17 protein-coding genes and 1 tRNA gene are annotated in these 24,844 nt (G+C 64.1%); 3 read left to right on the top strand and 15 right to left on the bottom strand.

Features of this window, described 5'->3' with window-relative positions; all coding sequences use genetic code 11:
- Positions 1–65 precede the first annotated feature (65 nt).
- Positions 66–1,433, bottom strand: coding sequence for a Na+/H+ antiporter NhaA (gene nhaA / locus AC4D2M_RS09330; protein ID WP_490891454.1), 1,368 nt, complete (start codon positions 1,431–1,433; stop codon positions 66–68).
- Positions 1,434–1,645: 212 nt separating this feature from the next.
- On the opposite strand from nhaA, the gene AC4D2M_RS09325 reads away from it, so the two are divergent.
- Positions 1,646–2,809 (top strand): class I SAM-dependent methyltransferase, encoded by a 1,164-nt coding sequence (locus AC4D2M_RS09325; protein WP_490891453.1) that lies wholly within the window; start codon positions 1,646–1,648, stop codon positions 2,807–2,809.
- A gap of 95 nt (positions 2,810–2,904) precedes the next feature.
- Here the strand turns inward: AC4D2M_RS09325 and rpsA are convergent, their stop codons facing one another.
- The 3 genes from rpsA to polA all read right to left on the bottom strand — a co-directional run bounded on the left by rpsA (position 2,905) and on the right by polA (position 8,650).
- Positions 2,905–4,383, bottom strand: a complete 1,479-nt coding sequence (rpsA, locus tag AC4D2M_RS09320; protein ID WP_490891452.1) for a 30S ribosomal protein S1 — start codon at positions 4,381–4,383, stop codon at positions 2,905–2,907.
- 259 nt (positions 4,384–4,642) lie between these two features.
- Positions 4,643–5,962 carry a GNAT family N-acetyltransferase gene (locus AC4D2M_RS09315; protein WP_490891450.1) on the bottom strand — a complete coding sequence of 440 codons (1,320 nt, stop codon included), beginning with the start codon at positions 5,960–5,962 and terminating at the stop codon, positions 4,643–4,645.
- A 54-nt stretch (positions 5,963–6,016) separates the two neighbouring features.
- Entirely contained in the window at positions 6,017–8,650 is a 2,634-nt protein-coding gene (polA, locus tag AC4D2M_RS09310) for a DNA polymerase I (protein ID WP_490891766.1), read from the bottom strand.
- A 163-nt stretch (positions 8,651–8,813) separates the two neighbouring features.
- Between polA and AC4D2M_RS09305 the strand changes: the two genes are divergently transcribed.
- Complete coding sequence (locus tag AC4D2M_RS09305; protein WP_490891449.1) at positions 8,814–9,296, top strand: PaaI family thioesterase; 483 nt, start codon at positions 8,814–8,816, stop codon at positions 9,294–9,296.
- Between the two features lie 76 nt (positions 9,297–9,372).
- Here AC4D2M_RS09305 and AC4D2M_RS09300 read toward each other — a convergent pair.
- Positions 9,373–9,454: transfer RNA gene (locus AC4D2M_RS09300), tRNA-Leu, on the bottom strand.
- A 164-nt stretch (positions 9,455–9,618) separates the two neighbouring features.
- Here AC4D2M_RS09300 and AC4D2M_RS09295 point away from each other — a divergent pair.
- Complete coding sequence (locus AC4D2M_RS09295; RefSeq protein ID WP_490891448.1) at positions 9,619–10,221, top strand: ANTAR domain-containing response regulator; 603 nt, start codon at positions 9,619–9,621, stop codon at positions 10,219–10,221.
- 87 nt (positions 10,222–10,308) lie between these two features.
- On the opposite strand, the gene pyk is transcribed toward AC4D2M_RS09295, so the two are convergent.
- From pyk to AC4D2M_RS09245, 10 genes are all read right to left on the bottom strand, one after another.
- The gene (gene pyk, locus AC4D2M_RS09290; RefSeq protein WP_490891447.1) at positions 10,309–11,802 is read right to left on the bottom strand and encodes a pyruvate kinase; all 1,494 of its coding nucleotides are present in this window, start codon (positions 11,800–11,802) and stop codon (positions 10,309–10,311) included.
- 59 nt (positions 11,803–11,861) lie between these two features.
- The gene (locus AC4D2M_RS09285) at positions 11,862–13,319 is read right to left on the bottom strand and encodes a glutamate synthase subunit beta (protein WP_490891445.1); all 1,458 of its coding nucleotides are present in this window, start codon (positions 13,317–13,319) and stop codon (positions 11,862–11,864) included.
- On the bottom strand, positions 13,312–17,907 hold the full coding sequence (gene gltB / locus AC4D2M_RS09280) for a glutamate synthase large subunit (protein WP_490891444.1): 4,596 nt from the start codon (positions 17,905–17,907) through the stop codon (positions 13,312–13,314). The genes AC4D2M_RS09285 and gltB overlap by 8 nt, the downstream gene beginning before the upstream one ends.
- A 268-nt stretch (positions 17,908–18,175) precedes the next feature.
- Positions 18,176–19,231, bottom strand: a complete 1,056-nt coding sequence (gene lgt / locus AC4D2M_RS09275) for a prolipoprotein diacylglyceryl transferase (RefSeq protein ID WP_490891443.1) — start codon at positions 19,229–19,231, stop codon at positions 18,176–18,178.
- 2 nt (positions 19,232–19,233) lie between these two features.
- Positions 19,234–20,034 carry a tryptophan synthase subunit alpha gene (gene trpA, locus AC4D2M_RS09270; RefSeq protein ID WP_490891442.1) on the bottom strand — a complete coding sequence of 267 codons (801 nt, stop codon included), beginning with the start codon at positions 20,032–20,034 and terminating at the stop codon, positions 19,234–19,236.
- On the bottom strand, positions 20,031–21,350 hold the full coding sequence (gene trpB, locus AC4D2M_RS09265) for a tryptophan synthase subunit beta (protein ID WP_490891441.1): 1,320 nt from the start codon (positions 21,348–21,350) through the stop codon (positions 20,031–20,033). Before trpB ends, trpA begins: the two co-directional genes overlap by 4 nt.
- Before the next feature lie 54 nt (positions 21,351–21,404).
- A complete protein-coding gene (trpC, locus tag AC4D2M_RS09260; RefSeq protein ID WP_490891439.1) occupies positions 21,405–22,205 on the bottom strand; it encodes an indole-3-glycerol phosphate synthase TrpC in 801 nt (266 codons plus the stop codon).
- On the bottom strand, positions 22,206–22,514 hold the full coding sequence (locus AC4D2M_RS09255; RefSeq protein WP_490891437.1) for an HGxxPAAW family protein: 309 nt from the start codon (positions 22,512–22,514) through the stop codon (positions 22,206–22,208).
- Positions 22,515–22,587: 73 nt separating this feature from the next.
- Entirely contained in the window at positions 22,588–23,223 is a 636-nt protein-coding gene (locus AC4D2M_RS09250; RefSeq protein WP_490891436.1) for a Trp biosynthesis-associated membrane protein, read from the bottom strand.
- Complete coding sequence (locus AC4D2M_RS09245) at positions 23,220–24,782, bottom strand: anthranilate synthase component I (RefSeq protein WP_490891434.1); 1,563 nt, start codon at positions 24,780–24,782, stop codon at positions 23,220–23,222. Before AC4D2M_RS09245 ends, AC4D2M_RS09250 begins: the two co-directional genes overlap by 4 nt.
- Between the last annotated feature and the right edge of the window lie 62 nt (positions 24,783–24,844).

Genomic DNA, 24,844 nt, shown 5'->3' with positions numbered 1-24,844 from the left:
GGGTAACCACGGGGTGAGCCACGCTCCTGAGAACGGCGGAAACGGTTACCCTGGAGAGCACGTTCCTACGAGCGGCGATCGGAGATTTCGTCCTCCTCATAGACGTCCGGAATACCGTCATGATCCGCATCGACGGACTCCAGCGCTTCGACCTCGCGGTAATGGCGGTTCCGGGATACAAGGATTACCGCGGCCAACAGCGCAGCACCTACCGATGCCGTCAGAACGGCGACCTTCGCGTAGTCGGTCTCTATGCTGCCGGCCGCGAAGCTGAGTTCAGCGATAAGCAGCGAGACAGTGAACCCGATCCCTGCCAGCAGCGAGACTCCCACCAGGTCGATCCAGCGGAAAGATGGATCGAGGTGTCGGCGGGTTATCTTCGTCGTAAGCCAGGTTGCGCCCACAATTCCTATGGGCTTGCCGACTATGAGCCCCACGATGACACCCAGAGTGACGGGGGCGACAAGCGCTGTGGTGAACCCTTCCCAGCCGCCTACTGCGACACCCGCGGAGAAAAACGCGAACACGGGTACGGCGAAGCCTGCGGAGATAGGGCGGAAGCGGTGCTCGAATTCTTCGGCGAGCCCGGGCCCGGCCTCAGGGCCTCCGCTGGCCTTGCTGCGCATCACCGGGATTGCGAAACCAAGTAGAACTCCGGCAACGGTGGCGTGCACACCGGCCTCGTGCACCAGTATCCAGACCACTATCCCAAGGGGCAGCAAAATCACCCAGGCCGCCCAGGCACGCAGGCTGAAGAACCGGGACATGCGGTGGGCGAGGAAGGCGAAGACCGCCAAGGGAATCAATGCGAGGAGCAGCGGCGTGAACGCCACGTCATCGGTGTAAAAAACGGCGATGATCGTTATGGCCAGCAGGTCGTCCACTACCGCGAGAGTCAGCAGGAACAACCGCAGTGCCGGAGGCAGGTGGGAACCGATGATGGCCAGCACCGCCAGGGCGAACGCGATATCTGTGGCTGTGGGAATGGCCCAACCGCTCACCGTCTCCGGTATGGCCAGGTTGAATCCGGCGTAGATCAGCGCGGGAACAACAACCCCGCCGACTGCTGCGGCGACCGGGACGAGGGCTTTGCTGAACTGCCGGAGGTCACCGGCAACGAACTCACGCTTCAGTTCCAGCCCCACGAGGAAGAAGAAAATGGCCAGCAACCCGTCCGCCGCCCACGCGCCAAGACTGAGCCGCAGGTGCCAGGGCTCATAGCCGATCTCGTAGTCACGCAAAGCGAAGTAGGTGTCCGCGGCAGGAGAGTTCGCCCACACGATCGCGATCAGAGCTGCGACCACCAGCAGTATGCCGCCAACGGTTTCCTTGCGCAGAATTTCCCTGACGCGCAGGACTTCACGGTAGCTGCCGCGCCGCAGCGTGTCGCGGCTGTGATCCTCGGGGCGGACAGTGGGGTCATGGCTCGACATGGGCGACTCCTTGGGATTCGGGCTCAACAATGTGCGCGCCGACCAGACTTCCCGGCTCTCCAGATCGTCAGTCTACGGAGAAATCCCATTGAGGGCGAGTTTACGACCTGCCCAGCCGAGGCATCCGACGGAAGACGGCGGCGCTGTCCGCTGCTGCGCGGGGAGGGCAAGCGCAGACCGAAGTCGGCGCAGTCAATGCCTAGACTGGGGTGGTGACTGAACGGCCGGCACGCCCCGAACCCCGCACTAGCGGGTTCAGCTTCGAGCCGCTGCGGCGGTGGCCCGACATTGAGGAAGAGAACCTTTTTGCCGCCGACGCAACGGACCGGCTCCTCCTGGATATCGCCGCCGACGACCTGCGCCAGTCCGCCCCCGGTGAGGTCGCCGTGGTCGGTGACACCCACGGCGCTCTCACCCTCGGAGCGCTGCATGCGGGCGCCGAGCGGATACTCGTCCATCAGGACTCACTCACCGGTGAACGGGCTCTGCACGCGAACGCACGCACCTTCGGGTTCGACGGACAGTACACCTCCACTGCTCTCAGCAAGAATCTATTCGACGGCGTCCGGTTGGTGCTGCTGCAGCTTCCCCGTTCCCTCGAGGCGCTGGAGGAGATCGCCTGGTGTATCGCCGCAGGTGCCGACGCCGGCGTCACTGTCCTGGCGGGGGGAAGGATCAAGCACATGACTCCCGCCATGACTGCGGTCCTGGGCCGTTACTTCCACACCGTCACCGCCGGGCTGGCACGCCAGAAGTCCCGTGTGCTCACAGCCTCCCGCTCTGTCCCGGTGGGTCCGCCGCCATTTCCTACGGCAGCAGCGTACGACGTCGGGCTCCCCCATCCGCTCCAGCTGCGCGCCTACGGCGCGACTTTCGGAGGCGCGAAACTCGATCCCGGCACCCGGTTCCTCCTGCCCCACCTGAGCGACGTGCGCCCAGCAACCCGTGCCGTGGACCTCGGGTGCGGGAATGGGTCCATTGCCGCATATCTGGCGTTGATTCACCCGGGTCTCCCGGTGACCGCCACTGACACCTCGGCAGCGGCTGTGGCTGCCACCAGCGCTACAGTCGAGGCGAACCGCGTCGGCGGACAGGTCGTCGTCGTACGTGATGATGCCCTCTCGGGGCGGGCCGATGCCGGAGACGAGCTCGTAGTACTGAATCCGCCGTTCCACTCCGGTCATACCGTCCATGCGGGGATCGCGCTGAAGCTGTTCGCCGAGGCCGGGCGGGTTCTGGAACCGGGAGGCGAATTATGGACGGTATGGAACAGCCACCTGCAGTACCGTGGGGCCCTCGAACGCCTCGTGGGGCCCACCCGTCAGGTGGCTCGCGACCGGAAGTTCACCGTCACCGTGTCCACGCGCGGAGCCTGATTCCTCCACAACCCCACCCCGGCGGAGCGTCGAAAACCGCCGTTAACGCAGGAAACCCCCGCCCGGTGGACGGAGGCTTCCTGCGTTGATGCGACCTAGTTGCCGGTCAGCTTCTCACGAAGTGCCGCAAGAGCCTCATCCGACGCGAGGGTACCGGACCCTGTTGCGTTGGACTCGGGGGCAGGCTCCGAGGAGTAGCTGGTGGTGCCGGAGTCTACAGGCTCGTTGGCTGCAGCGGCGTCGTCGGACGCGTGCTGTACGACCTGCTTCTTGTGAGCCTCCCAGCGGGACTGGGCCTCAGCGTACTGAGCTTCCCATGCCGCGCGCTGCGTCTCATAACCTTCAAGCCACTCGTTGGACTCGGGATCGAAGCCCTCGGGGTACTTGTAGTTGCCCTCTTCGTCGTACTCAGCGGCCATGCCGTAGAGAGCCGGATCGAATTCGGTGCTGTCGGCGTCGACGCCCTCGTTGGCCTGCTTGAGGGACAGCGAGATACGGCGGCGCTCGAGGTCGATGTCGATGACCTTGACGAACAGCTCGTCATTGACGGAGACAACCTGCTCAGCCAGTTCAACGTGGCGCACAGCGAGCTCGGAGATGTGGACGAGGCCCTCGATGCCGTCTTCGACGCGCACGAACGCACCGAACGGAACCAGCTTGGTGACCTTACCGGGAACGACCTGGCCCAGCGCGTGAGTGCGGGCGAAGGTCTGCCACGGATCTTCCTGGGTTGCCTTCAGCGACAGCGAAACGCGCTCGCGGTCCAGGTCAACTTCGAGTACCTCCACGGTGACTTCCTGACCAACCTCAACGACCTCGGACGGGTGGTCGATGTGCTTCCAGGAAAGCTCGGAAACGTGAACCAGACCGTCTACGCCGCCGAGATCGACGAAAGCACCGAAGTTGACGATGGACGAGACAACGCCCGGACGGACCTGACCCTTTTCCAGCTTGTTGAGGAAGGTGGAGCGCACCTCGGACTGGGTCTGCTCGAGCCACGCACGGCGGGAGAGCACAACGTTGTTGCGGTTCTTGTCCAGCTCGATGATTTTGGCTTCGATCTGCTGACCGATGTACGGAGCGAGATCGCGTACACGACGCATCTCGACGAGCGAAGCGGGAAGGAAGCCGCGCAGGCCGATGTCGAGGATAAGACCACCCTTGACGACCTCGATGACCGTACCGGTGACAACACCGTCTTCTTCCTTGACCTTCTCGATGTCGCCCCAGGCGCGCTCGTACTGTGCGCGCTTCTTGGAGAGGATCAGGCGGCCTTCTTTGTCTTCCTTCGTGAGGACAAGCGCTTCAACCTCGTCACCAACGGAGACCACGTCCCCCGGATCGACATCGTGCTTGATGGAAAGCTCGCGGGAAGGGATGACACCTTCGGTCTTGTAACCGATGTCGAGCAGAACTTCATCGCGGTCAACCTTGACTACCGTTCCTTCAACGAGGTCTCCGTCGTTGAAGTACTTGATGGTGGCGTCAATGGCTGCGAGGAAGTCCTCAGCGGTGCCGATGTCGTTGATAGCGACCTGCGGGGCACCTGGCTTCTCGGTGGTGGTGATGGTCATGTAGTTGGGGCTCCGTTGTGGATTATGAGTTGATCCGGACTCTTTCGGGACCACACGGAGAGACACACTTTATGTACCCACCGTGAGGAACCTGCCCGGATGCGGACAAATGGAAATATGGAAATAACGCTGTGCAGAACACATAGCAGGACCCACTGTGCGCGGGACATGCCCACCCAGTCTAGCGTTGTGCCGCAACGCGGGTCAAAGTGTACGAACTGTCCGCGCGGCGGATCGGGCAACGGCTCCCGTCAGCGAATCAGAAGTGCGTGATGCAGTAGGGCGCCCTGGCTACCGCAAAGAGCTTCGCGGCCTGCTCGGCTCCGCCCGGCGAACGCTCGGTCAGGGTACCTGCTGCCGCCAGGATCTCCGCGTCCACGCCTCCGAGGTACAGCGAACCCAGGGCGGAGACGTCGAGGTTGATGTCGGTCTCTGCGCCGTCGTCGAGCTTCCGCACGGTGCCCACGCCGTTCGCGACGGTGAGTTGGAACGCCCCCTCGGCGTGGCCGAGCGCATCCCTGAGCGACAGGGACAGTGCGCCGTCGTGCTCGTAATGGCGCTGGCCCAGAGCCGCCACCGGATCAAGAATTCGCAGCCACAGCGCGTCCTCGTCCGACTTCAGTTCCCGGCAGCGTCGGTCCGTCAGGGCCCACGGGAGCGGGTCATGAACCGGCGCCATGCCGAAGGTCACCCGTTCAATCAGGTCCAGTGAGCCGAGATAGCGCCATAGCTCAAGGTAGGCGGCATCCGACACGGCCACGAGGTCCTTCACCCGCATCGTGTACGGGGTCTTCTCCCACCCGGCGAACGAGTAGGAAACGAAAGCATCCGGGCGGCCGTCGTCGTCGTAATGGACAGCGGTGCGCAGCGCCTTGTCCGGTTGCGGACGATCGTCCCCCCACAGACCAGCTGACCGGCGGGCATAGGCGAACTGGCGGCCGATCGACCCCCTGGAACGGGCGTGGAAACCGGCGAAAACCTTTTGCGTGATCTCGACGGCGGCATCCGCCCCTACGACCTCCATGCGCCCGTACGGTGGGGACGTGACGGCGAACCGTTCCCGGACATCCAGCTCGATCGAAGTGGTGTGGGTTGCCGTTCCAAAACCGAAGCGGCCGTAGATGGTTGCCTCCGACGCCGTCAGGGCAGCGATGGCATGGCCGCGCTCGACCGCCCCCTGCAGGTCGGCGGTGATCATGCGGCGGAGCAATCCCCGCCGCCGGTGTGTAGGCCGGACCGTGACGGCTGTGACCAGGTGGGCATCGAGGAACCTGCCGCCACCCACGTTGAGCGAGTTGACCATGGTGCCGTACGTCGCGACGGGAATCCGCGGGTTCCAGGCATGGGGGCCGGGATTGTTGTCGTACGCGCCCCACAGGATGCGCCGGTCGGATGCATACGCCTCAGCGAGCTTCGGCAGGTCCTCGATCTCGAGCCGGCCTTCGTGGAAGCCGAAGCTCACGCCCTCGAACCATGCAGCGAGCGGACCCTCAGCGGAGGTGTCGGTGTCCGGACCTACTGAAAAAGTTTCGATGCGGATCGGAGGTGCTGACGTGTCAGTGGATGTTTGCGTGCTCACGAGACCCCAGCCTAACCCTCCCCACATTGACGGGCTATGCCCATGTACCCGGTGCTAGTGCGCCGCTTCGTGCCAGCTCGCACCGGTGCCCACCGAAACATCGAGCGGAACCGAGAGATCGGCGGCTCCGGCCATTTCAGCACGCACGAGCTGCTCCACCTCATCCTGCTCCCCGGGTGCAATTTCGAGGACCAGTTCGTCATGTACCTGCAGCAGCATCCTCGAGGTCAGCCCACGGGACCGCAGCTGATCGTCAACGCCGAGCATTGCCTTCTTGATGATGTCGGCTGCTGACCCCTGTATGGGTGCATTGAGGGCTGCACGTTCCGCCATCTCCCGAAGCTGGCGGTTGTCGCTCGAGAGATCCGGCAGGTAGCGCCGTCTCCCCTCGATGGTCGAAGTAAAGCCGTCCTTGCGCGCCTGTTCAACTATTCCGCGCAGATAATCCCGCACGGCGCCAAACCGGTCGAAGTAATCACCCATCAACGTCCGGGCTTCATCCACGGAGATGGCCAGCTGTTTGGACAGCCCGAACGAGCTCAGTCCGTAGACCAGCCCGTAGGACATGGCCTTGACCTTGGAACGCATGGCGTTACTGACCGCTTCGGGGGTCACGTTGAAGATGTGGGAGCCGACGAAACGGTGAAGATCCTCGCCCTCGTTGAACGCCTCGATGAGACCCTCGTCACCGGAGAGGTGCGCCATGATGCGCATCTCGATCTGCGAGTAATCGGCCGTCATCAGGCAGTCATAGCCCTCTCCCACCACGAACGCCTCCCGGATCCTGCGCCCCTCGTCGGAGCGGATCGGGATGTTCTGCAGGTTCGGGTTCATTGACGAGAGACGCCCCGTCGCCGCGATCGTCTGTACGTACGTGGTGTGGATGCGGCCGTCGTCGGCAACTGACTTGCGCAGGCCTTCCACGGTCTGGCGGAGCTTCGAGGCGTCCCGGTGGGCCAGCAACTGCTCCAGGAACGGATGCCCAGTCTTCACGATCAGATCTGTGAGGGCATCCGCGTCGGTGGAGTAACCGGTCTTGATCTTCTTGGTCTTCGGGAGGGCGAGCTCGTCGAACAGCACAGCCTGCAGCTGTTTGGGTGAACCGAGGTTGATCTCTTTGCCGATGATCCTGAACGCCTCAGCGCTGGTGTTTGCCATCGTCGCGGAGAAGTCGTCGTAGAGGCGATCGAGACCATCGACGGCGACGCTGATTCCGGTCAGCTCCATGCGCGCCAGCACCTCGGAGAGGGGAAGCTCCAGTCCCGCGAGCAGCTGATTGGCGCCGCGCTCGACCAACTGGCCGGCGAAGTGGCGGCTGAGCTCGAGCGCCGCAAAGGCGGCGGCAACCGCAGGAGTTGCGACGTCTTCCTCCTCAAGTGCCAGAGCCTGCTGGCCGCCGGCGGCAGCCGCCGACGTCGGCAGCGTGAGCTTCAGGTGAACCTGGCTGAGGTCAGCAAGTTCATAGCTGCGCCGGTCAGGCTGGATGAGGTAGCCGGAGATTGCCGTGTCATCCACTTCTCCGGCCAGGGTGAAGCCCCGTGCGTGGAGCAGCTTGTAAGCCGCCTTGAAATCATGCACCACTTTGGGCGCGTCCAGATCCTGAAGCCACTGCCCGACGACGCGCTCAGCTCCAGCGTCAAGTTCCTCGAACGGTACGTAGACCGCCGCCGACGCCGTGACCAGAGCGACGCCGATGGCCTCCTCTCCCCCGCTCGTGGACCGCGTGACCACGTGCACGGCAGCGGTGGACTGGTTGGTTCCATTGATCCAGCCGGTCAGCTCATCCGCGCCAGTGAGAGTGTGGTGGTCGGGTGGCGCCATTTCGTCCCGATCGGTGTCCGGCTCTTCCTCACCGAACAGATCGAACAGGCGCTTCCTGAGCACGTTGAACTGGAGCGCGTCGAACAGGTCCTCCACTGCGTCGCGGTCGGGACGCTGTGCGGCCATAGCCTGGAGGTCGACGGGCAATTCCAGATCCGTCAGGAGGCGGTTGAGGCGCCGGTTGCGTTTGACGTTCTCAACGTTCTCCCGCAGGGCAATCCCCACCTTGCCGCCGATGGAGTCCAGATTCTCCAGAATGCCGTCAAGGCCGCCATACTTCAGGATCCACTTCGCCGCGGTCTTGGGGCCGACGCCCGGAACACCCGCAAGGTTATCTGCGGTCTCGCCCACGAGCGCTGCCAGGTCGGAATAGAGGTGCGGCGGAACAAAATACTTCTCCTCCACCGCCTTGGCATCCATCTGGGGGATGTTGGTGACGCCCTGCTTCGGGTACAGCACCGTCACGCGGTCGTTGACGAGCTGGAAGACATCGCGGTCCCCACTGACTACCTGGACGTCCCAGCCACGGTTGGCGGCATCCACCGCGAGGGTAGCGAGCACGTCGTCGGCCTCATAGCCCTCCATCGACAGGGTGGGAATGCGCATGGCTTCCAGCACCTTGATGATCAGGTCGATCTGGCCGTGGAACTCCTCGGGGGTGCGGGACCGCCCGCCCTTGTACTCGGAGTACTCCGCGTCCCTGAAGGTCGGCGTATCGAGGTCGAAGGCTACGGCTACGTGGGTGGGCTCCTGATCGCGCAGCAGGTTGATCAGCATGGCGGTGAACCCGTAAACCGCGTTGGTGTGCTGGCCGGTATCGGTGGAGAAGTTCTCAGCCGGCAGCGCGTAGAAAGCCCGAAACGCCATCGAGTGGCCATCGACGACCAAAAGACGCGAACGCTCCAGAGTGTGCGCAGGCGCAGGTGCTGCACCCGCGTTGACGTCGGTTTGAACGCTGCTTTGCACGTCGGTCTGCACATCCGAATCTACGGTTTGGTTTGTTTGGCTCACAGGTGCCAGCCTAGTTCCCATGGATGACAAATTCACTCCGGAGCACGGTTCCGACAGCGAGCACCCCTATCTTGCCGAGCTGACGGGAGCGGGTGTTCCGGAGCACATGCACGAATGGCTTCGTGGCCACGGCATTGGGCGGCTGGCCGCGAAGATGGGAATTGTTTTCCAGGAGATGAGCGCGGAGAGAATGGTCGGCACCATGCCGGTCGAGGGCAATCAGCAGGTGGCCGGGATCCTGCATGGCGGCGCCCACCTTGTGCTCGCGGAAACCCTCGGCTCGTTCGCTGCCGGCATCCACGCAGGCCCGAACCGGCAGGCAGTGGGTATAGAAATCAGCGCTACGCACCACCGGTCCGCATCGACAGGACTGGTGACGGGAACCGCCGTCGCAATTCATCTGGGCCGCACGCTTGTCACCCACGAAGTGGTCATGACTGATGAAGAGGGCAAGCGGCTCTCCACTGCCCGCATCACCAATTTGATTCGGGATGCGCGTTAAGCGAGGAGCCGAAATCACGCTCGGCTGCGAGCAGCGGCTCCCAGCTGACCCGTGCTGAGTCATGAACCATGGACGGTGCCCGAAGTGGGACTCGAACCCACACACCTTTCGATACTGCATTTTGAGTGCAGCGCGTCTGCCAATTCCGCCATTCGGGCCGAACAGTGCACCCGACGTGAGTTCCGTGACTCATGGACCCCCGAGTGCGCGAATCTACTCTACATGCCGATAGGCTGTTCCATGAACCGGTGCAGGGCAACTCCCGAGCAGAGCTCCCCGCCGGGATAGCGCAGAATCAATAAACGCATACCAAGGAGCCTCAGTGTCCCAGAACCGCGACTCAGCTAACTCGAGCCCGGCACGGCGCGTCATCGTCGCTGAGGATGAAACCCTCATTCGCCTCGACATTGTGGAGATCCTGCGTGGCGAAGGATACGACGTCGTCGCCGAAGCCGACAACGGCGAAAAAGCAGTTGAGCTGGCAAAGGAGCACAAGCCGGACCTCGTACTCATGGACGTGAAGATGCCCGTCATGGACGGGATCACCGCAGCCGAGCAGATCGTGAAAGCGCGTATCGCGCCCGTCGTGCTGCTGACCGCCTTCAGCCAGAAGGAACTTGTGGAGCGCGCTCGCGACGCCGGCGCGATGGCGTACGTGGTCAAGCCCTTCACCCCCGCCGATCTGGTGCCCGCGATCGAGATCGCCCTCTCCCGCCACGAGGAGATCAAGATCCTGGAGAACGAGGTAACGGACCTCCAGGAGCAGTTCGCCACCCGCAAGCTCGTTGAGCGCGCGAAGAGCCTGCTCACCACCAAGATGGGACTCACGGAGCCCGAGGCATTCCGCTGGATCCAGAAGACGTCCATGGACCGCCGCCTCAGCATGCGGGAGGTCGCAGAGACCATCATCAACCAGGTCAACTGACGCCCGTCAGCTGGTTCTACAGCTGAACATATGTGAAAAGGGACCCCGCCTCGGCGGGGTCCCTTTTCACATATAACGTTTTTGCGTCTACTTGAGCTTGTTCTTGACCGGCCAGGGGCCGACCTTCTCCTTGCTCGGCGTGTAGTTATCGGGGAGCTGGCCCGCGTCGGCGATGTCGCCCACCTTATGAACCTTGATGGAGTTCGTTGAGCCGGCCTGGCCTGGAGGGGACCCGGCAGCGATAACCACCAGATCGTTCAGGTCCACAAGCTTCTGCTCGAACAGCACGCGGTCAACCTGCGCAGTCATCTGGTCAGTATGCTCGGCGTACTCCACGAGCATCGGCTGAACACCCCAGATCAGGGACATCTGGTTGAGCGTGGACTGCGCGGGGGTGAAGGCAAAGACCGGCTTCGTCGGGCGCAGGCGGGACAGACGGCGTGCGGAGTCGCCCGACTGCGTGAAGGTACAGATGTACTTCGCATCCAGCTGATCGGCGATTTCCACGGCCGCACGGGTGATTGCGCCACCGCGGGTCTTCGGCTTGCTGCCCAGCGGCGGAACACGGTCAAGACCGTGTTTTTCGGTGGATTCGATGATGTCGGCCATGGTGCGGACCGTATCGATCGGGTACTTGCCTACGCTGGTCTCGCCGGACAGCATGACGGCGTCCGCGCCGTCGAGCACGGCGTTGGCGCAGTCGGAAGCCTCGGCGCGGGTGGGACGGGGATTGTCGATCATGGATTCGAGGACCTGGGTGGCCACGATGACCGGCTTGGCCCAGCGCCGGGCGAGCTCGATGGCGCGCTTCTGCACGATGGGGACGTCCTGGAGAGGCAGTTCAACACCGAGATCGCCTCGGGCCACCATGATGGCGTCGAAGGCATCAATGATTTCTTCGATTGCGTCCACGGCCTGCGGCTTCTCGATCTTGGCGATGACCGGAACACGCCGGCCCTCCTCGTCCATGATCTCGTGCACGCGGTCGACGTCGCCGGCATTCCGGACGAAGGACAGCGCCACCATGTCGACGCCGCGCTGGATTGCCCAGCGAAGGTCTTCCTCATCCTTGTCGCTGAGTGCGGGGACGTTGACGGCCACGCCGGGCAGGTTGATGCCCTTGTTGTTGGAGACCGCGCCGCCGACGGTGACCTCCGCGGTGACCTTGACGTCATCAACAGCGACCGCGCGCATCGCGACCTTGCCGTCGTCGATCAGGAGGGTGTCGCCGACGTTGACGTCCTGCGGCAGTCCCTTGTGAGTGGTCGAGCAGATTTCCGCGGTGCCCTCGACGTCCTCGGTGGTGATGGTGAAGGTGTCACCGGGAAACAGGACGTGCGGTCCATCGACGAAGCGGCCAAGACGGATCTTGGGTCCCTGGAGGTCAGCGAAGATGCCTACTGGACGGCCAAGTTCTTCGGCCGCCTTCCGGACAAACTCGTAGGTCTGGTTATGCACGGAGTGGTCTCCGTGACTCATGTTCATTCGAGCTACGTCCACCCCGGCCTCTAGAACTGCGAGGGTGTTCTCATAGCTCGCGATTGCCGGGCCGAAAGTGGCCACTATCTTTGCGCGTCTCATAAAACCTTGCCTGTCGTATCGTGTTCGTGGATTGCTGTTCGCTCCGGCGCCCGCAGGAATTACAGGACGTTGAGAGCGCGGTCTGTCGGTGCCACTGGCGCAGGCAGCTTGGTCTGACCCATCAGCCACTGATCAACCGCGGCAGCACACGCCCGCCCTTCGGCGATTGCCCACACAATGAGCGATTGTCCGCGTCCTGCGTCGCCTGCTACGAAGATGCCGGGCGTATTGGTCATGTAATATCCGTCACGCTCAACGTTACCGCGGCCGTCAAAAGCAGCGTCGAGCTGCTCGGGAATTCCCGCGGGTTCGGGGCCGGTGAAGCCAAGCGCCAGGAACACCAGGTCCGCCGGGATATCCCGTTCGGTCCCGGCCTTGGGGAGCCGCTTTCCATTGATGAACTCGGTTTCAGCGACCCGGACCGCCTTCAGCTTGCCGTCCTCGCCAACGAATTCAACGGTGGACGCCAGATAAGTGCGTTCGCCGCCTTCCTCGTGTGCGCTGGCGACCTCGAAGAGCGTGGGAAAAGTCGGCCACGGCTGGTTGGGCATACGCTCACTCGGCGGCTGCTGGCCGATTGCGAGGGTGGTGACGGATGCAGCCTTGTGACGGTGTGCGGTACCGATGCAGTCGGCGCCTGTGTCACCGCCGCCCAGGATGACAACGTGCTTGCCTTCAGCGTGGATCTGGTCTTCGACTTCCTCGCCGGCGACAACACGGTTGGCGTCCACGAGGTACTCCATGGCGAAGTGCACGCCATCGAGGTCGCGGCCGGGGATCGGCAGGTCGCGCGGGACTGTGGCGCCGGTGGCGATTACTACGGCGTCGTACCGGCGGCGCAGCTGGTCCCAGCTGATGTCACGGCCCACCTCCACGCCTGCCCGGAAGCGGGTCCCCTCAGCCTTCATCTGGTCAAGGCGGCGATCAAGCTGGATCTTCTCCATCTTGAAGTCCGGAATTCCGTAGCGCAGGAGGCCACCGATGCGGTCGTCACGCTCGTACACGGCCACGGTATGACCGGCCCGGGTAAGCTGCTGGGCTGCGGCAAGGCCTGCGGGACCGGAACCGACGACGGCGATGGTCTTGCCTGTGAGCCGCTCCGGAGGATGCGGGTGGACCCAGTCATTGTCGAACGCCTCGTCAATGATCGAGACCTCGACCTGCTTGATCGTGACCGGAGGCTGGTTTATTCCGAGCACGCAGGATGCCTCGCACGGAGCGGGGCACAGCCTGCCCGTGAACTCGGGGAAGTTGTTCGTGGCGTGCAGCCGGTCGATCGCCTCGCGGCCCTTGTCACGCCACGTCAGGTCATTCCACTCCGGAATTAGGTTGCCGAGCGGGCATCCCTGGTGGCAGAACGGAATACCGCAATCCATGCAGCGGCCCGCCTGGCTCTTCAGGACGCCCTTTTCCTGGGCTTCGTACACTTCTTTCCAGTCCATGATCCGGACCGGGACAGGCCTGCGCGGCTGCGTCTGCCGCTCGCGCACCTTCATAAATCCGCGTGGGTCAGCCACCGGTAACCTCCAAAATCCTGTTCCAGACCTCTTCGCCGTCGGGATCGAGTCCCTCTTCAATGGCAGCGGCCCGTGCATCGAGAACGCGTGCGAAGTCACGCGGCAGCACCTTGGTCAGGCGCGGTACAGTTGCCTCGAAATCCTCGAGTAGTTTGGCAGCGAGCGTCGACTCGGTTTCTTCCTGGTGCCGCAGGAGCAGCTGCCGGACGATCTCGATGTCTTCCGCGTCGAGTTTCTCCAGTTTCAGTTCGCCGCTGTTCAGCGCCTGGACATTCACCCGGGTTTCATCGAGGTCAAGGACGTAGGCCGTGCCTCCCGACATGCCGGCGCCGAAGTTACGGCCGGTTCGGCCGAGGATGAGAGTCTGGCCACCGGTCATGTACTCACACCCGTGGTCACCGATGCCTTCTACGACTGCAGTGGCACCGGAGTTGCGTACCAGGAACCGCTCCCCCACCTGACCGCGAAGGAAGATCTCGCCGCTGGTTGCGCCGTAACCGATGACGTTGCCGGCAATCACGTTGCGGTCGGCGGCGAAGACGTTGGCCCTGTCCGGACGCACGATGATTCGCCCGCCAGAAAGCCCCTTGCCCACGTAGTCGTTGGAGTCTCCCAGCAGCCGCAGCGTGATACCCGCCGGAAGGAAGGCGCCGAGCGACTGCCCCGCGTGGCCGGTCAGGGTGACGTCGATGGTGTCCGTCGCCAACGTATCCGTGCCGAACCGGCGCGTGACCTCGTAACCGAGCATGGTGCCGACTGACCGGTCGGTGTTGACGACGTCGAGCGTGATCCTCACAGGAGCGCGGTGGTTCAGCGCGTCGCTGCTCATGTCGATCAGCTTGTTGTCGAAGTGCTGGTCCAGCTCGTGGTTCTGCGGGAGCATGTTCCGCAGGGGAGCGTCCTCGCCGAACTCGTTGCCCCGCAGGATGGGGTCCAGGTCCAGCCCGTCCGCCTTCCAGTGTTGGACGGCGCGCTGCACATCGAGAACCTCGCTGCGGCCGATGGCCTCATCGAGTGAACGGAACCCGAGCTCCGCAAGCAGTTCCCTGACCTCCTCGGCGATGAACTCAAAGAAGTTCACCACGAACTCAGGCTTGCCGGTGAAGCGGCTCCGCAGTTCGGGGTTCTGTGTCGCGACGCCGACAGGACAGGTGTCGAGGTGGCAGACGCGCATCATGATGCAGCCGGAGACCACCAGCGGAGCGGTAGCGAACCCGAACTCCTCGCCGCCGAGCAATGCGGCAATCAGTACGTCACGTCCGGTCTTCAGCTGACCGTCCACCTGGACAACCACGCGGTCGCGAAGTCCGTTGAGCATCAGCGTCTGCTGTGTTTCAGCGACGCCGAGTTCCCACGGAACACCCGCGTGCTTGAGGGAATTGAGCGGGCTGGCGCCCGTTCCGCCGTCATGCCCTGAAATAAGTACGACGTCGGCTTTGGCCTTTGTGACGCCGGCCGCCACGGTGCCGATCCCGACCTCCGAAACGAGCTTCACGTGCACACGTGCCGAGGTATTTGCGCGCTTCAAGTCATAGATGAGCTGCGCCAGGTCCTCGATCGAGTAGATGTCGTGGTGCGGCGGCGGAGAGATGAGCGCGACTCCCGGAGTGGAGTGCCGTGTCCGGGCCACCCAGGGGTAGACCTTCTGGCTCATCAACTGGCCGCCCTCGCCGGGCTTGGCTCCCTGCGCCATCTTGATCTGGATGTCGTCAGCGTTGGTCAGGTACAGACTGGTGACACCGAAACGTCCCGACGCAACCTGCTTGATCGCGGAGCGGCGCTCAGGATCGAGCAGCCGGTCCACGTCCTCGCCGCCTTCACCGGTGTTCGACTTGGCGCCGATGCGATTCATCGCGATCGCAAGGGTTTCGTGGGCTTCCTGCGAGATGGATCCGTAGCTCATGGCGCCGGTGGAGAAGCGCTTGACGATGCTGGAGACCGGCTCGACCTCCTCGAGCGGTACCGGAGGGCGCAACCCTGCCTTGAAGCCGAGCAGACCGCGCAGGGTCATCAGCTCGCGGGACTGGTCGTCGACTCCCCTGGTGTAGGACTTGAAGATGTCGTAGCGCCGTTCCCGCGTGGCGTGCTGCAGCCTGAACACCGTTTCAGGGTTGAACAGGTGCGGCGGACCTTCACGGCGCCACTGGTACTCGCCGCCGTTGTCCAGGCTGCGGTACGGGTCTTCGATGCCGTCCTGCGGGTAGGCGAACTCGTGCCGGGCCGCTGCCTCAGCGGCAACCACGTCGAGTCCGACGCCGCCGAGCTGGGTCTGCGTGCCGTGGAAGTATTCGTCCACGAGGTCCTGGGCAAGGCCGAGGGCCTCGAAAGTCTGCGCACCGCAGTAGGAGCTGACGGTGGAGATACCCATCTTCGACATGATCTTCAGGACGCCCTTGCCGAGGCCCTTGATCAGGTTGGCGACTGCCTGCTCGGCGGTAACGCCGGTGATGTCTCCGTTGCGCACCAGTTCCTCGCAGCTTTCCATCGCGAGGTAAGGGTTGATGGCGGAGGCACCGTACCCGATGAGCACAGCGACGTGGTGGACTTCGCGGACGTCGCCCGCTTCGACCACCAGGGAGGTCTTGGTCCGGGTGGCGCTCTTGAGCAGGTGGTGATGGACGGCGCTGGTCAGCAGCAGAGAAGGAATCGGGGCCCACTGGGCGTTCGAATCGCGATCTGAGAGGACCACATACTGGATGCCGCGGTTGATTGCGCTCGACACCTGCTCGCAGATTTCCGCCAGCCGTGCACGCAGGGACGCCTCCCCGCCGTCGACCCGGTACAGGCCGCGTACTCGGACTGTGAGGCGGTCGCCGTCGTCGGACTCAAGATTGGCGATTTTCGCCAGCTCATCATTGTTGATGACCGGGAAGTCCAGCGCGATCTGCTTGGAACGCACTCGGCTCGAGGACAGAAGGTTGCCATCGGGACCGATGGTGACGCCCATGGACGTGACCAGTTCTTCCCGGATCGCGTCCAACGGCGGGTTCGTGACCTGGGCAAAGGACTGCACGAAGTAGTCGAACAACAGTCGCGGGCGCTTGGACAGCACGGCAATGGGAGTATCGGAACCCATGGCTCCAAGCGGCTCTGCCCCGGCCCTCGCCATGGGGCCCAGCAGGATACGCAGTTCCTCCTGGGTGTAACCAAAGGTCCGCTGCCGGCGGTTGATGGACGCCTTCGTGTGCACGACGTGCTCGCGCTCAGGAAGGTCCTTCAGATCGAGCAGGTTTTCCTTGACCCATTCGCCCCAGGGGTTGGCGGCGGCAATCTCAGCCTTGACCTCCTGGTCTTCGATGATCCGGCCGTCCTCGGTATCAACGAGGAACATCTTGCCGGGCGAGACGCGTCCCTTGCGCACGATCTTGGAAGGTTCGACGTCGATGACGCCAACCTCCGAGGCCAGGACTACAAGTCCATCCTCCATGACCCAGTAGCGGGCGGGGCGGAGCCCGTTGCGGTCCAGGACCGCTCCGACGAGTCGTCCGTCCGTGAAGGACACAGCTGCCGGTCCGTCCCACGGCTCCATCAGCATGGAGTGGTACTGGTAGAAGGCGCGCCGCGCGGGGTCCATCGAGGTGTGGTTTTCCCACGCCTCCGGGATCATCATCATGATCGCGTGGGTGATGGGGCGCCCCGCGAGCATCAGGAGTTCCGCCACCTCGTCGAACGACGCGGAGTCAGAAGCTCCAGGGGTACAGATCGGGTACAGCTCCTCGGGCGAATCACCCAGCAACGGGTGCGCGAGCTGCGACTGGCGTGCGCGCATCCAGTTCCGGTTGCCCTTCACAGTGTTGATTTCGCCGTTGTGCGCAATGCTGCGGAACGGCTGGGCCAACGGCCATGAGGGGAAGGTGTTCGTCGAGAAACGCGAGTGAACGATCCCGAGCTTGGTCTTGAACCGGGGATCTGACAGGTCCGGGTAGAACGGCTCGAGCTGAGCGGTGGTGAGCATCCCCTTGTAGACCATCGTCCTGGACGACAACGAGGGGAAGTACACCCCGTACTTGTTCTGGGCGCGCTTGCGCAGGCGGAAAGCCTTGGCGTCGAGGTCCTCTACCTTGCCGCCGACAGGAGCGATGAAGAGCTGAACGAAATGCGGCATGCACGCCCGGGCCATGGACCCGACGAGGTCAGCTGCCACCGGGACCTCGCGCCAGCCCAGGACTGTGAGGCCCTCGGACTCGGCGAGGCTCTCGATGCCGGCACGGGCGGTTGACTCCTCACCCGCCTCAGCCGGAAGAAACGCGGTTCCCACGGCATAACTGCCGGGCGCCGGAAGCTCGAAGTCAACGACGGCCCGGAAGAACTCGTCGGGTACCTGTGTGAGGAGGCCCGCGCCGTCGCCCGTGCCCTCGTCGGCGCCGACGGCGCCGCGGTGTTCGAGGTTGCGCAGCGCAGTGAGGGCGGCATCGACAATGTCGTGGCCGGGTTCACCGCGAAGCGTGGCGATGACGGCCAGACCACAGGCGTCTTTCTCGTTTTCCGGGTTGTAAAGTCCGGATGCCTTCGGGTAGGAAGCGAACCGTGTGAACGGCGATTCCGCGTGGATATTGTCCGGCAGAGTACCGGTGATGGGTGCAGTCATAGATAGAGTCCTTCCCCCATGATGGAGCGTCGGGAGGGGACGGCTTCGGCCCCGAGGCGCGCTTGCCCTTCCGGGAGGCGCGTCATTTTCTTAGTGCACATTGTAGGGCCGACACACCTCACGCCAGCATGGCTTGCGGGCGCGGATTGATGGCGATGGGCCTGATCAATTCCCGATACGGCGCAAGCCGGTGAGCTAGCTGATGTACCGAGCGGAGCCACGACGCTGTGACATCGTCCTTGGGAAGGGGCGGTGGCCCCGCTGGACGCTACTTGCGGGAGTCTGATTCCCTGGATTCCTCGGGGTTTGGTTCCGCGGAGGCGGCCGTACCTGAGGCGTCTTTTATTTCTGGAAGATTACCACGGTCCGGACCTGTCTCAGCTGATGTGTCCGAACTATGGACCTCTGTGCCCGATCCGTTATCTGTGACAGGGACGGCTGCGACGGTGTCATCGGCGGCGGCAGGAGCACGTCCGGGCAGGTACACGGAGTGCTCCGTGACGCCCTGCTGCTTCACCGTGAGGTAGATGAAGATTGCGAGGGAAACGAGGAGTACAAGCACACTCGTCCAGACGTTCAGCCGCTGTGTCACGCCCAGCAGGGTGATCATTTCGGCATCATCGATTCGCAGCGCCTCGATCCAGACACGACCGGCGGTGTAGTAGGCGGCGTACAGCCAGAACATGCGGCCGCCGCGCAGAGTGAACCTGCGGTCCAGGAGGAGCAGAAGCGCAACACCCGCGAGATTCCACAGCGACTCGTAGAGGAAGGTGGGATGGAACAGCGTTCCCGGAGCAGCGTCCGCAGGGAAGTTAGGGTTGTCAGCATCGATCTCCAGACCCCAGGGCAGGTCGGTGGGCGCGCCGAACAGCTCCTGGTTGAACCAGTTTCCCCAGCGGCCGATAGCCTGCGCCAGCAAGACTCCCGGAGCGGCAGCATCGGCGAAGGCGGACAGGCGGACACCCGCACGACGGCATCCGATCCAGGCTCCGACCGCGCCCAGGGCCACGGCCCCCCAGATGCCCAGACCGCCTTCCCAGATCCTGGGTATGCGGGACAGATCTCCATCAGGACCGAAGTAGGCGTCCGGCGAGGAGAAGACATGGTAAAGACGTCCGCCGACGAGACCGAAGGGGACAGCCCAGATGGCTACATCCCAGACGACGTCGGGGTTGCCGCCGTAACGCTTCCAACGGGCGGAGGTGAGTAGCAGTGCGACGATAATGCCGGCCAGGATGCACAGCGCGTAAGCGTGTATGGTGGCCGGTCCGATGGAGAAGCTTGCCCATTCCGCGGGCGGACTGGGGATGCTGGCGGGGATCATGCTCAACCCTTCGGGGTTCCGGTGCTCAGGTCCTTGGCCAGGGCCGCCACAGCGGGGACGCCGCCGTCCCGAAGTGCGGCCACCAGCGCAGTGCCGACGATCGCCCCGTCCGCGTAGGCACCGATTTCGCGCACCTGCTCCGCGGTGGAGACGCCAAGCCCGACGCATGCCCGCTCGGCGCCGGCGCGGTGCGCGGCAGCCACGACCTCGCGTGCCGCTGAACTGACGGAGGACCGTGCGCCCGTGATGCCCATGATGGACACCGCATAGACGAACCCGCGGGTTGCGTCGACGGTGGACTGCATGCGTTCCGGGGAGCTCGAGGGCGCAACCAGGAAGACGCGGTCAAGACCGAACTCGTCCGACGCAGCTATCCATTCGTCTGCCTCGTCCGGAATGAGGTCCGGCGTGATGAGGCCGGCTCCGCCGGCTTCGGCGAGGCGGCGCGCGAATTCGCGGACGCCCATCCGCATGACGGGGTTCCAGTAGGTCATCACAAGCACGGCCGCGTCGGTGCGGCTGGTGATTCCCGCGACGACGTCGAAGATCTGCCGCACGGCGAAACCGTTCTGGAGCGCCTCGACCGTTGCCTGCTGGATAACCACTCCGTCCATGACCGGATCAGAGTACGGAATACCGATCTCGATCAGGTCCACCCCGTTTTCAGCAAGCGCAACAGCAGCATCGATCGTGGTCTGGACGTCGGGGAAGCCCGCAGGCAGGTAGGCGACCAGAGCGGTGCGTCCCTCGGCGCGGGCGCGCTCGATCGCTGCGGCCGACTTGCTTACGGTTCCGGTACTCACAGCTGCTCCCCTTCGGCGCCGATCTCGGCCTCAGCGCTGTCTTCAGGCAGCAGGTCAAACCACTCCGCCGCCGTAGCGACGTCCTTGTCACCACGGCCGGACAGGTTGACGAGGACGATTCTCTCGCGAGGATCCCCAGGCTCTGCTGCAAGGCGCTGCCCGACCTTCAGCGCTCCTGCCAATGCATGCGCGGACTCGATGGCAGGAATGATGCCCTCTGTCCGGCATAGCAGCCGGAACGCTTCCATGGCTTCGGCGTCAGTGATCGGCTCGTAATTCGCCCTGCCGATATCGGCCAGGAAGGCATGTTCGGGCCCCACGCCGGGGTAGTCCAGACCAGCCGAGATGGAGTGTGACTCGATGGTCTGTCCATCATCGTTCTGCATCAGGTACGAGCGTGCGCCGTGGAGCACTCCGGGCCGGCCGAGCGTGATCGTTGCGGCGTGCCGGCCGGTCTCGACCCCGTCGCCGCCCGCTTCGAATCCGTACAGTGCAACTTCACGGTCGTCCAGGAAGCCGTGGAAGATTCCGATGGCGTTGGACCCGCCCCCGATGCAGGCGCAGACAGCATCCGGGAGGCGGCCGGCGGTGCTGAGCATCTGCTCCCGCGCCTCTTCGCCGATGACCTCGTGGAAGTAACGGACCATCGCGGGGAAGGGGTGCGCGCCGGCAGCCGTGCCGAGCAGATAGTGAGTGGTGTCCACGTTGGCAACCCAGTCACGCAGCGCGTCATTGATGGCGTCCTTGAGCGTCTGCGATCCGTTGGTGACGGGGATTACCTCCGCACCAAGCAGTTGCATGCGAGCGACGTTCAGGGCCTGGCGCCTGCAGTCCTCGGCCCCCATGTAAACAACGCACTCGAGTCCAAGCAGGGCGGCAGCGGTGGCACTTGCCACGCCATGCTGGCCGGCACCGGTCTCGGCGATGACGCGGGTCTTTCCCATCCGCTTGGCGAGCAGTGCCTGACCCAGCACGTTGTTGATCTTGTGCGACCCGGTGTGGTTCAGGTCCTCGCGCTTGAGGAAAACCCTGACGCCGCCGGCGTGCTCGGAGAAACGGTGCGCTTCAGTCAGCAGGGACGGACGGCCGGAGTAGGACCGGTTGAGCTCGGCGACCTGCGCCAGGAACTCCGGGTCCGACTTGGCCTTGTCGAAAGTGTCCTCCAGCTCATCCAACGCAGCGATCAGGGACTCGGGCATCCATCGCCCGCCGTAGGCGCCGAAGTACGGACCCTGCGCGTGGCGCAGCGATTCACCGCCGAGAAATGCCTCCGCTGGGTTGTCAGTTGCAGACTGCGGCTGTGGAATGTCGGTCATGAACCTGCTGTCCTTCGTGATGGTGTGCTGCTGTCCGTGTCGACGGCGACAGCTTCAGTGGTGCAGTGCGCTGCCCGCGCGGGCGAACTCGCGGACAGTCTCCTCGGGATTCGAGTGACGGACGAGCGCCTCGCCGACGAGGACCGCTTTCGCTCCCTCGGCAACATAGAGTTCGACGTCGGCGGTGTCCCGGACGCCTGACTCAGCGACCACGACGGCGTTGGCCGGGATGAGCCCTGCCAGTGCCGGGAAGACCGACCGGTCGATGTCCAGTGTCTTGAGGTTGCGCACGTTGACGCCGATGATCCGGGCGCCGACGGCAATTGCGCGCTGCACTTCCTCGGCCGTGTGCGTTTCGACGAGGGCATGCATGCCGAGCCGTTCGGTGAGCTCGAGGAAAGACGCCAAGGTGGCGTCGTCGAGCGCGGCGACGATGAGGAGAATCAGGTCCGCGCCGTGGGCACGCGCTTCCCAGATCTGGTACTCATCAATCGTAAAATCCTTGCGCAGGAGCGGAAGATCCACGGCTGCGCGGACGGCGTCGAGGTCGGCCAGCGATCCGCCAAAACGGCGCTCTTCCGTGAGGACACTGATCACCGCAGCTCCGCCACGCTCGTAAGCGGCGGCGAGTTCAGCGGGGTCCTGGATGTCCGAAAGTTCACCCTTGGACGGGCTCTTCCGCTTGACCTCCGCGATGACGCGCACGCCGCTGCCCTGCGCGCTGAGGGCAGCATAGGCGTTCCGCGGCGCAGGCGCCTGCTCTGCCATAGCGCGTACTTCTCCCAGGGGGAGGTGCTGCCTGCGTCCATCGAGATCCTCCCGGACCCCGACAATGATCTCGTCGAGAACGCTCACTTAGTGCCCGGAATTCTTGAGCCGGTGGCCACCTACGCCGAATCCAAGCATCTTCAGGATGATTCCAAGGGCCAGGCCGATCACCATGATGAGGATCCCGATCCAGAACAGGATGGTGCCGGCGTCCATGTTGCCCTCGGTACTGGCGAAGATGAACGCGAATGAGGACAGTGCCGCGCCGGCGAGCATCACGAAGACGCACGTCCACGCTGCCGGGCTGTTGCCGTGTCCGATAGTTTCATCGCGGGCCGCTGAATGCTCAGCCATAGGGGTTTCATTGGAACGGGTTTCAGGCGCGGTACTAGCCATGGCGTATCTCCTTGTGCTGTGGTCTGTGTCCATTCTGCCATTGATTCGGCAGGGCGTTGATTCGGCCGGACACTCAGCCGGTTGGGTCCTCTCCCCGGCTTAGCCTGTCCCAACTGTCGATCTCATCAGCGTTCGTATCGGCCTTTCCCGGCCGGTTGCGCACGCCCGACTGTTCGACCCGGCTTTCATAGCGGCGCGCCGAGCGCCAACCCTTGCCTGCGATGAGCAGCCATACCGCGCAGAACACCAGCAACAGGCCCGCTACGGTTGCAAGCCACGGCATGGCGGTGGCCGTAACGGACACGCCGTCCTGGCTGGTGACACCGAGCGCTTCTCCGATGGCGGGCGCGGCAGAGACCGCCGGGTCCGTAACGACCGCCAGGCTGCTGAAGATGATGCCTGCGCCAGCCACCGTCAGTATGACCGCGATGATCCAGCGGGCGGTTCGTCCGGCGATGGACGCGGCCAGCGCAGCCGCCAGACCCACCAGTGCGAACGCGGTCACTGCCGTCGCAGCGTCCGATCCTGCGACCTGAATGGATGGAGTCTGGACGTCGGTTTGCGGCAGGGTGACCGAAAGCCATGTCTGGGTGGTACTGCCAAAGGCCACCAGCGCCGCGAGGACCGTCGCGAGGACGACGACGCCCTTGCTTCGCAGGGCGGGGGTACGGGACTGAGCCGATGGGCCCGGCTCCGGGGCGGAGCTCACGGTGTGCCTTCGCCGGTATCAGTTACCGGGCGCAGGCTCGCAGCCATCAGCGCCGCGCGCAGCGGAGCCGCGGCCTTGTTGACCGTCTCCAGCGCCTCAGCCTCAAGTTCCGAATCAGCGACGATTCCCCCGCCGGCCTGTACGTAGGCACGGTTGTCGCGCAGCAGCGCGGACCGGATCGCGATCGCCATATCCATGTCACCGGCGAAGTCGAAATACCCTACCACTCCGCCGTAAATGCCGCGCTTGTGCGGTTCGAGTTCATCGAGCAACCGGAGTGCCCGGGGCTTGGGCGCACCGGACAGGGTTCCAGCGGGGAAGGTCGCGGCCAGCACGTCATAAGCGGAGCGGGCCGGGTCCAACTGTCCCACGACGGTCGAGACGAGGTGCATGATGTGGCTGAACCGCTCGACCTCCATAAACTGCGTAACGTCCACTGTTCCCGGCCGGCACACCTTGGAGATGTCATTACGCGCGAGGTCCACCAGCATGAGGTGCTCGGCACGCTCCTTCTCATCCGCAAGCAGTTCCTCTGCAAGGACCCGGTCCTGCTCGGCGGTCTTGCCGCGCGGCCGCGACCCCGCGATCGGATGGGTGATGACCTCCGCGCCCTTGACGGTGACGAGCGCTTCCGGTGAGGACCCGACGATGGAATACGGCCGTCCTGCCGCGTCCTCAAGACTGAAGAGGTACATGTACGGGCTTGGGTTTGTGGTGCGCAGCACCCGGTAGACGTCGAGGGCGGACGCCTCGCAGTCCAGTTCGAATCGGCGCGAAATGACCACCTGGAACACTTCGCCGTCCACGATGGCTTCCTTGCCGCGCTCGATCGCAGCAAGGTAACGGTCCCGGTCCCAGCGTTCCCGGACGCGGGACATCAGCGCTGTACTGTCGGAGGCGCCGTCGGCCAGGACGGACACCGGCTGGTTGGACGCGGAGGCAAGCCGCTGAAGCATGCTCCGCAGTCGGGCTACGGCGTCGTGCCAGGCTTCATCCACGCGGGCGGATGAGTTGTCATAGTTGATGGCGTTGGCCACCAGGGTGACCCTGCCGCCTGCGTTGTCGTGGATGGCCATATCCGTGACAAGGTTCATTGCCAGTTCAGGCAGTTCGAGGTCATCCTCCGGCGGGGAAGTAAGCCTCTCCCAGTGACGGACGGATTCCCAGCCGATGAATCCGACCATGCCGGAGGTGAAGGGCGGAAGCCCGTCGAATCGCGCGGTCTGGAGTTCCTCCACTGTCCGCCGAAGGGCCTCGACGGGGTTGCCGTCCACGGGTACTCCCGCCGGAGGCTCCCCTAGCCAGCACGCCTCGCCGTCCCTGGTGGTGAGGGTGGCCCGGGAGTTGACACCGATGAACGAATACCGCGACCATACGCCGCCCTCTGCAGCGGATTCCATGAGGAAGGTGCCCGGGTGCCCGTCGGTCAGCTTCCGGTAGATGCCGATCGGAGTGTGAGCATCGTCGAGCACAGTCAGGCGGACAGGTATGACCCGCCGGTCCCGGGCCAGCGCGCGGAACTCCTCCACGCCGGGGGTGATTACTCCGAGCTCATCCATGAAATGCGTTTCCTAAATCCTCGCGCCCATCGCTCTGAAGGGCGTAGTTGTTCCTGCCTGCG

This window comes from Arthrobacter sp. TJ-270, from assembly GCF_058269075.1.
The sequence above is the reverse complement of the archived record's forward strand: the minus strand, read 5'-3'. Positions and strand labels throughout refer to the sequence as shown.